Origin of the sequence: Mesorhizobium sp. M7D.F.Ca.US.004.03.1.1 (genome assembly GCF_003998635.1) — a bacterium.
Taxonomy (GTDB): Bacteria; Pseudomonadota; Alphaproteobacteria; order Rhizobiales; family Rhizobiaceae; genus Mesorhizobium; species Mesorhizobium loti.
Window position 1 is genome coordinate 1 of record NZ_RZQG01001289.1, and the last position, 1267, is coordinate 1267.

A 1267-nucleotide genomic window follows, 5' to 3' on the forward strand; every position below is an offset into this window, starting at 1 on the left:
GGTTGCACCGGCCAGCGTGAACAGCTTTTTCGACCTCGTCCGGTGGCGCCACGTTGACGATGATCTCAACTTCGTTCGGTCTTTTACGGAAGCGCTCGATGGCGAGGCTGACAGGGTTGCATGGGTCCGTCGACATGTTGTCCATCAGCCAGATCGACAATTCTCCCCTCAGTTGGCCCTTGGCGCCTCCGACTGTGCTGCGGAAACCGTTGAGCGCATGGAACAGGCGCAGTGTCGCCTCGTAGACGACCTCGCCATGTTTGGTAAGCGAGAAGCCGCCTGGCCCGCGTACGCACAGCCTCATGCCGAAGCGTGTTTCAAGATCCGAGATATGGATCGAAATCGTCGAACGGTTGAGGTTCAACGTTTCCTCGGCGGCGGCGAAACCACCGCATTCTGCGACGACCCTGAAGACGCGCAGCAGGCGAATGTCAATCTTGTCGAGGGGCGGAATCTGGTTACGCATACGCTCTAGTCTCTGAGACTAACATGCGGCCCCGGTGGATGCGAGTCTATCAAACGTACGTTTAAGAAATCAAACTCCTATGTCTCGCCAGTTCACTTAACACTCCCGCAGCGACCGTGATCGACACGGCCACGCTTTACGGCTGGGAGGAGAACACCGTGCTGAAGAGTATTGTCTTTGTTGTTGGGCTAACATTAATAGCGATTGTTCCAGCAAAGGCGGAGGAAACTCTGCGTATAGCGACTGAAGGCGCGTATCCTCCGTTCAACCAGGTCGATCCAGATGGTTCACTTTCGGGCTTCGACATCGATATCGCCAATGCGCTCTGTGACGACATCAAGGCTAAATGCGAGATCGTCAAGCAGGATTGGGATGGCATGATACCTGGGCTGCTTGCCCGCAAGTACGACCTGATCGTCGCATCCATGACGATCACCGACGAACGCCAGAAAAAGGTCGATTTCACGCACAAATACTATCAAGCGCCGGATGTTTTCAGCGCCAAGAAAGGCTCCGGTTTCACAATTTCGCCGCAGGGCCTGAAAGGCAAAATCATCGGCGTTCAGCGCGGAACGATTCACGCCTGCTACGTTCAAAAGAAGTTCCCGGACAGTCAGATAAAATTCTATCCGAGCCAGCTCGAATCTTTCAGCGATTTGATGGCAGGACGGCTGGATCTCGTCTTTGCCGATTCGATTGGGACCGACCAGCAGCTGCTCAAGGCCGATGGTGGCGATGCATACGAGATTGTTGGCGACACGCAAAAGGATCACGAATGCCTTGGCGAAGGGATCGGTATTG

General features: G+C 54.8%; 2 protein-coding genes. One reads left to right on the top strand and one right to left on the bottom strand.

Translation table 11 applies throughout. The features are described 5' to 3' along the window. Nucleotides 1-466: LysR family transcriptional regulator (locus EN935_RS36405; protein ID WP_164771706.1), on the bottom strand; the 466-nt coding region annotated here is incomplete at its 3' end. A gap of 116 nt (nt 467-582) precedes the next feature. Between EN935_RS36405 and EN935_RS36410 the strand changes: the two genes are divergently transcribed. After that, on the top strand, nt 583-1267 hold a 685-nt coding region (locus EN935_RS36410; RefSeq protein WP_245489143.1), incomplete at its 3' end, for a transporter substrate-binding domain-containing protein.